General features: G+C 63.6%; 6 protein-coding genes. 1 reads left to right on the top strand and 5 read right to left on the bottom strand.

Annotated features, from left to right (window positions below):
• Positions 1 to 170: 170 nt before the first annotated feature.
• The 5 genes from G3O01_RS44520 to G3O01_RS44500 all read right to left on the bottom strand — a co-directional run bounded on the left by G3O01_RS44520 (position 171) and on the right by G3O01_RS44500 (position 6,521).
• Positions 171 to 1,361 carry an amidohydrolase family protein gene (locus G3O01_RS44520; RefSeq protein WP_205813861.1) on the bottom strand — a complete coding sequence of 397 codons (1,191 nt, stop codon included), beginning with the start codon at positions 1,359 to 1,361 and terminating at the stop codon, positions 171 to 173.
• Positions 1,358 to 1,993, bottom strand: coding sequence for a VC0807 family protein (locus G3O01_RS44515; protein WP_205813860.1), 636 nt, complete (start codon positions 1,991 to 1,993; stop codon positions 1,358 to 1,360). The genes G3O01_RS44520 and G3O01_RS44515 overlap by 4 nt, the downstream gene beginning before the upstream one ends.
• Before the next feature lie 170 nt (positions 1,994 to 2,163).
• On the bottom strand, positions 2,164 to 3,132 hold the full coding sequence (locus G3O01_RS44510) for a hypothetical protein (protein WP_205813859.1): 969 nt from the start codon (positions 3,130 to 3,132) through the stop codon (positions 2,164 to 2,166).
• Between the two features lie 231 nt (positions 3,133 to 3,363).
• On the bottom strand, positions 3,364 to 4,449 hold the full coding sequence (locus G3O01_RS44505; RefSeq protein WP_205813858.1) for an alpha/beta fold hydrolase: 1,086 nt from the start codon (positions 4,447 to 4,449) through the stop codon (positions 3,364 to 3,366).
• A gap of 173 nt (positions 4,450 to 4,622) precedes the next feature.
• On the bottom strand, positions 4,623 to 6,521 hold the full coding sequence (locus tag G3O01_RS44500) for an AI-2E family transporter (protein WP_205813857.1): 1,899 nt from the start codon (positions 6,519 to 6,521) through the stop codon (positions 4,623 to 4,625).
• Between the two features lie 249 nt (positions 6,522 to 6,770).
• Between G3O01_RS44500 and G3O01_RS44495 the strand changes: the two genes are divergently transcribed.
• A partial coding sequence (locus tag G3O01_RS44495) for a PLP-dependent aminotransferase family protein (RefSeq protein ID WP_205813856.1) occupies positions 6,771 to 7,620 on the top strand: 850 nt, incomplete at its 3' end.

Raw genomic sequence — 7,620 nt, 5'->3', positions numbered from 1 at the left:
GTCAAGAACGGGCGGTGTTAGCCCGCTTTCTTTGCTTACTTTCTTTGCGGCGGCAAAGAAAGTAAGTGCCGCCCCGCACAGGGGCAACGCTTGAACTACGAAAACATCACGCGGATGCCAGCAAAAACACAAGCAAACCACCCCAGCGTCGCCAGACAAACAAAACCAAATCAAGCCACGAGCACCCCACCACGCGCGACGACTCGCCCATTAGCTATGACAAGCTTGCGACCCGGCCTCGCCACAACCGCATGCGCAACGGTTTCCGCATCAACAAGCACAAGATCCCCCCGCGCCCCCACATGCAAACCATAATCAGCAAAACCACATCCACGCGCAGCGGCATCACTCACACAATCAAACGCCCCAGCAATGGCATCATCGCGCCGCAGGTCGTATCGCATCGCAATCAGCGCGGCGCGCTCCAGCATATCCGGTGAGCCAAAAGGATTCCACGTATCGCGGATACCATCATTGCCACCAAACAGCGTCACACCTTTCTCAATACACGCGGCAAACGGCGGAACCGGAACAGAAGCAGGCCCGGTGGTCAGCAACGCAACATCCAGCAACGCAAGCCGTTCGAGCAATGGATCAAGCTCACGCGCCGGCAGCGCGCCAAGACAGAACGCGTGACTGATCACGACACGCCCCTGCATGCCAAGCGCCTCGACACGATCGAGTAATAACTTCATCGTGAACGCGCCAATCTCAGCGGGCTCGTGCAAATGGATATCGACATGCTTCTGGTGCCGGGTGGCAAGATCGAACGTTGCATTCAACGACGCAACAGGATCACCATCGATCAACGCGGGATCAAGCGCACCCAATACATCGGCACCCGCGCGCAACGCGTCATCGAGCAGCGTGACGGTGCCGTCGCGTTTGAGCATGCCCGATTGCGGAAACGCCACGATCTGCATGTCGAGCACATCATGCAACCTGTCGCGCGTTTTCAGCACGCCTTCGAGATGCTTCAGTCCCGCATCGGTGTCGACGTCGACATGAGTGCGTAGACGCGTGGTCCCGGCCGCAAGAAAAGCCCGCGCCAGCGCAAGCGATGCCGCCGCCGCATCGTGCCCACTCTCCGCGCGAAACCGCCGCTCGTTTTCGATGCGGTCAGTGAGTTTCGGTCCCACTTCGTTGCGATACCAGGGCATGCCCCACATCGTCTTGTCGAGATGCGTGTGGCCTTCGACGAAACCCGGCAGCAGCAGCGCGCCATCTGCCTGTTCGTGCGTCACGGCGCCGGTGGCCCGTACATCGGGACCGATCGCATCGATACGTCCATCGACAATCGACACGTTCACGCGCGTGCCATCGGGCAGCCTTGCATCGGTGATCAACAGCGGCTCTTTCATGCAGACTCCAGTTCCTTTTCAGTGCGCATGCGTTTGAGACGGCGGCGCATCCAGATCGTCCATAGCGTGAGCGAGCCATAGACGGCCCAACGCAGCGCCGTCGAAATATGCTCGGCCAGTTGCGCGTCGCTTAAGGTCGATACGACGCAATAGCGCGCAACATTCTCAGCCGTCAGGCCGATGCCCCAGACCACCGTCATCATGCGGATCGTCGCAACGAGTACGGGCCTTTGCCGATAGTGGTACTCGAAGTCTTCGGCATTTTCACGCGATGAGCGCGACGCCGTCGAACGCGCAAGGTAGTAGACCATCGGCTTGCGCAACACCAGCGACAGCAGAAACATCATGCCGATCACGCCGCCGACCATCGGGTCTTCAATGGCACGCCGATGCTCGCCGCGATCGATCAGTGCCCACGCGAGCAGCGGCACGATGCCCGCCAGCACGATCGCACTCAATGCATCGAAATGCCGCGAGTAGACCAGATCCCATACGATCCACGCGACAAGCGGTGCGGCCGATGCCGCGAGCGCGCCCGTCGTGCCCCAGTGCGGCAATGCAAGCCGGTACGCGAGCCACGGCAGCGCGAGATTGACGACCATCGCGGACAGGTATCGGTACGGAACCTTCATATGCCCTCGGCGGCAGCTTCTGCTGGCAACAGGTGTGCGTGCGTAGTGTCGCATATCGGCGGGCGTGGTCAAACCGGCGTGCGCGTTGCGCAGCAACGCCGCATGAAAAACGGCGAGTGCCCGAAGGCACCCGCCGTTTGCACATCACACGCGTTGAATGCAGCGCGCTTTTACACGAGCGGCAACGTCTGCCGGTCGAGCGTCGGTTTCATCAGCGGCGCGAGCGCGCTGAAAATGCACTGGCTCTGCTCTTCATCGATCACACTCGCAAGCAGTGAACGGAAGCGCGGCTCTTCGACGCCAGAGACGATGTACTGCCAGCGGTACGCGTCGAGCATCGCCGCATTCACCTCATCGATCTCCGCGTGCAATAGCGTGCGATCCAGTTGCGAGCAGAAGTACGCGGCGTCTTCCTTCGCCTGCATCTGCACGACGCCGTCCACGCCCGCCACCAGCGCGATCAGATCTTGAACGCCGGTGTCGCGTTCGACCTTGCCGAGCTTTGCGTCTTCGCGCATCCATTCGAGTTCGTCGATGATCGCGTGCTGCGACTCTTCTTTCCAGTGATACATGAACACGTCCTTGAACAGCGGCGAGAGCGTGTCGTCTGCTTCAATGCTCTGACGGTAATGAACCTGCGAAAAGATTTCGATGAAGCACGTCAGCGCGAGAATCGCCCATGTCGACTTGCCGAGCACGAACACAGCGATATCGTCGGCATCGGGCAGGAAACGATAGCCTGCGGGCATGTCCGCACCCGCAAGCAACTCGATGCGGCGGAACAGCTCCTGATGCTTCAGTTCTTCATCCGTCAGGCGCACGACGGCTTCCAGTGCGATCTGGTCTCCTAGCGCGTGATCGCGTCCCAGCTCCAGCATCTTCGCGCCGATGAAGCGTTCTACGAGCTTGAACATGTTCGCATAGGTGCGCCCCTGCACCTGCGAATAGAAGCGACGTTCGGCGTCGTTCAGAAACGGCAGCCGGTACACCTGGGACAATCCATCCGGCAGGAACTTCTGGTTGATATCGAGCGTGCGGCCGCGAATCACGTCGTTGTCGATATCCCAACGGATCCGTTTGGACACTTCAACGCATTTGGCGTAGCGATGGGAAGGCAGTTGGTACTCTACAGCTTGCATCTTTGAACTCCTGACGGCGGAAGGGCAGTGGGGTAGCGCCGATAAGAGAACGAAGAGAGACGGCGCTGACTCAAAGCGCAACGCTGCGGCGTGCTGTGTGCCGAAGCGAAACGCTTGATGAGCATTGTGCGTAGCGTCGATTGATCGGACATGAGACGCGGGTCCCGGTGCTTGCCGTGAGCACTGCAACAAACCGGGAAAAGCCGGGACATGCGCCCCGCAAGGTGGAAATCAGGCAGCGGGCGCGTCGAAGCCCGCCTTGCGCGCCATCACGATGGCCTGCGCGCGGCTCTCCACTTCGAGCTTCGCGAAGATGCTGGTGATGTGATTGCGCACGGTCTTCTCGGACAGACCGAGGCGCGCGGCGATCTGCGCGTTGTCGCGGCCGCCCGCAATCAGCTCGACGATTTCGCGTTCACGCCGCGTCAGCGACGAGAACACGGGGTCCGCATGGCGCGTGGACGGCAGGAACGCGCGCACTTCCTCGCGCCAGCGCTGCCACGCGTTCTCGCATTCGAGCGTCAGATGATTGTCGCTTTCGAGCGGCACGAAGCGCGCATTCGGAATCAGGCTGGCGAGCAGCCGGCTTTCCTCGAACGGCACACGCGCGTCGCGCACCGCATGCAACACGAGCGTCGGGCATTGCACATGCGGCAGCAGATCGACCACATCGATGTTGTTGAATACGCGCATGATGCGCGCCGCGTTCTGCGGTGTCGTCGAAATGCGCTCGAGTTCGTTGAACCAGCGGTGCTGTTCAGGTGTGCCGCCCGGAATGAACTGCGTCGTGAAGAACTGACGGAAGGCCGGGTTGTGCTGGCCCCAGCCGATCTCGGCGAGCTTGGCGAGCGTTTCCGCTTCGTCGCGTGCCTGCTCCGTGCGCGAGCGGACGAGCCGTCCGCGCGCGTAACCGCCATGCAGGATCAGATGCGATACGCGTTCGGGAAACGCGACGGCATAACTGATCGCAATCGATGCACCCTGCGAAATGCCGAGCAGCGCAAAACGGTCGACACCGCTCGCGTCGATCACGGCGATCAGATCCTGTTTCCACGCATCGAATGAAATATCGGCGACGTCATGATCCGACAGGCCACAGCCGCGCTGGTCGTAGCGGATCAGCGTGTGGTCGCGGCACATCTCCGCGAGCATGTGGCTCCACACGGGGCTGGCGAGATCGAACTCCAGATGGCTCAGCCAGTTCGCCGCCTTGACGATGGGCGGCCCGTTGCCATAGGTTGCGTACGCGATGCGCGCGCCGTCGTGTGCGGTGCACAGCCGGATTTGCTGCCTGCACTTCGGGGCGGTCGCTGACATGAGCCTCCCGGCGGCGATGAGAGAAAGCGCGTGTCAGCTTGCGGACCGCATGACGTGCGCTTTCATTCAGCTTATCACCGCGTGAGGGCTTTGCTGCATCAAGGTGCGGACAAACGACGCTTCAAACGTATGAAGTGCCTGGTGCATTCACGTCTGAGCGTGCGCTGTGGCACTCATGCGCCGATGCTGCGCGGCGTCTTTTCGACGGGCGGCGCAACTGCTGCGCAAGCGGCCTGCATGCACTGGTTGACGAGATCGCTGAATGCATTGGCGTTGTACGTGCCGCTTAATGCGCCGACTTCGTCGACACGCTCCGACTGCCCGCCGATGCCGACGATCAGTCGCGCGTCCGGCGTGCGCTCGCGGATGCGCCGCAGCAGATTGCGCAGATACGGCGGCGCTTCGGGCGCATCGAGTGTCACGACGCAGACGATAGCCGCGCCGTCGATGCCGAGCGTATCCGCATGGCCGCGCCGGAACTGCCCGTAGTTGGTCGCGACGGGCGCGAAGCCGCGGCGCGTGAGCAGTTGCACGGCGATGGCCGTCGTCACTTCATCGAATGCACCGCGGCCCGCGACGCAGACGACGCGTTGCTGCGCGGCGTCCGCAGGCAGGACGGCGGGCGGCGCATCGGTCGCGTTGGGATCGGGCTTGTCTTCGGGCAGGCCTTCGAACTGTTCGAGGTTCTCGACGATATCGAGCAAGGTCTCGTTCATCCGCGCGAGCTGCTCGGGCGCGAACACGCCGCGCAGCGTGTCGTTGCGCGCGAGCCGCAAACCTTCGCGCGCCACATCGTCGTAATAGCGGCTAAGCGGCATGTCGCGCAGGAAACGGTCGGCCTGCACGATCGCTTCGTGCGGGTCGTCGGCGAGCAGACGCTGATAGAAATTCTGCGCAGGCGTTAGCGCGGGCTGATCGCCTAGCAACACCGTCAGGAACTTCAGGCGCTCCGCGTAACGGCCCAGCGTGACGAGGCACAGCGTGAGCGGCGTGGACAGCACGAGGCCGATAGGGCCCCACAGCCAGCTCCAGAAGATCGCCGCGACGACCACGGCGAGCGGCGACAGCCCCGAACTATGTCCATACAGCAACGGCTCGACCACCTGGCCCGCGACGACGTCGATGGTCACGAACAGCACGATCGTCCATACGGCCATCGTCCATTGCGGCTGGATCGCGGCGGCGAGAATCACGGCGAGCAGCCCGGCGATCCATGTGCCGATGTACGGCACGAAGCGCAGCAGCGCGGTCAGCACGCCGAACAGCAGCGCGCCCGGCACGCCGATAATCGCGAGGCCGATTGCGATCGTCGCGCCCGCGCCGAGGTTCACGCCGAGCTGCGCGACGAAATAGCGCGACAGGCGGCTCGCCGCGTCGTTGATGGCGGTGGTGGTGCGATGCAGGTCGCGCGCGCCGAACAGGCGGATCAGCCGGTCGCGCAGGTCTTCGCGCTGCAGCAGGATGAAGATCGTCACGACCAGCACGATGAACATCGTCTCGAGCGGCCCGACAACCGGCGAGAACACGCGCTGCGCCAACTCCAGCGGCGACGGGATCGGTTCGTGTACTTCCACGGGCAAAGGCGCGGCGACCGTCGGCTTCGCCGAGCGGCCGGCTTCGTGTGGCGCCGGCGGGCGCTCGGGCGCGACACGCGCGAGCGCGGCAGCGGCGCGCGACAGCAGCACGTCGGCGCGTCCGACTGTTTTCTCCTGCACGGTCTCGACCTTGCGTTCGATAGCCGCCTGATACTGCGGCAGCGAGCCGGCAAGCTGCGCGACCTGCGCGCCGATCAGCGTGCTGACCGCTAGCAGCGTGACGACTGCCGTGAGCACGGCGACGAAAATCGACGGCAACTGGCCGAAGTGCAGGCGCCGCAACAGACCGACGAGCGGCGCGAGCAGGAAGCTCAGCAGCACAGCGAGCGTAATCGGTATCAGCACTTCACGCGCAAAGTACAAACCGCTCACTACTACCACGAACGTGATCACCGACGTCAGGCCGTGCAGGCCGGGCGTCCCCGGCGGGTACACGCGGTTGGGTGGCGGGCGTTGCGGAGTGAGCGGAAGTTTCATGACGTCATGTGCCGGAAAGGGCATGCCATTCGATGCAGAGGGCAGCCATTGTAAGCAAGACGCAGGCTCGGGCGCAGAAACGGGCGGCGCTCGACGGCGGGCGTCTTCGCGATCTCTTCAGTTTAACAACTGCATGGCGCGGTTTCGTCTCACGGCGATGGACGGTAAGGCAGGCATAATCGCGAAATTGGCCTGATCGGCTGAACGCTTTTTTCGTTAGTAGTTGATCCATTTACCGAAGGAAACCCCATGCGCCGTGCAAGCGAAATCGACCTCGCGCTGAACGCGCGGCCAGAAGGTATGCCGCTGCAGCGCTGGCTCTATGGCGAACTGCGCGCGGCGATCCTCGAAGGCCGGCTCGGCCCGGGCGCACGCCTGCCGGCCACGCGCGAGCTGGCCGCGCGTCATCGCGTGTCGCGCGGCACGGTGCTGGAGGTGTTCGCGCAACTGGCGGCAGAAGGCTATCTGTCGGGCGCGGTAGGGCGTGGCAGTTTCGTCGCAAGCGAGTTGCCGGATGGGCGCTTCGAGTCCGTGCCCGCGCGCCACGCACGTAAAAAGGCAGACTCGCGTGGCAATGAAGGCATCAGTCTGTCGGCGCGCGGGCGCTTGCTGGCCCGCAGTTCGTTTGCCATCGAAGGCCGCTCGTTTCCATCGCGCGCATTTCGTCCGAGCCAGCCGGATTTGCAATCTTTTCCATTCGCGTTGTGGGCGCGCGTCGCGGCCCGCCGTTCGCGTCTGTCGAACCGCTCGATGCTCGCCGACGGGGAAGCACAGGGCTACCGGCCGTTGCGCGAAGCGATCGCGGAGCACGTGCGCGTGACGCGCGGCATCGCCTGCACGGCGGATCACATCGCGATCGTCGGCAGCGCGCAGCAGGTGATCGATCTGGCCGCGCGCCTGTGGCTCGATCCCGGCGACGCCGCGTGGATGGAGGACCCCGGCTACCAGGGCGCGCGGCTCGTGCTCGAAGCGGCAGGCGCGCGCATCGCCGCAATACCCGTCGATACGAACGGAATCGACGTCGCGGCGGGCCGCGCGCTCGCGCCGGATGCGCGGCTCGCGTACGTGACCGCCGGGCGGCAGGCGCCGCTCGGTCCGT

Source organism: Burkholderia sp. Ac-20365, from assembly GCF_017104715.1.
Taxonomy (GTDB): domain Bacteria; phylum Pseudomonadota; class Gammaproteobacteria; order Burkholderiales; family Burkholderiaceae; genus Paraburkholderia.
Note: the sequence above shows the minus strand (reverse complement) of the source record. Positions and strands in the feature narration are given on the sequence as shown.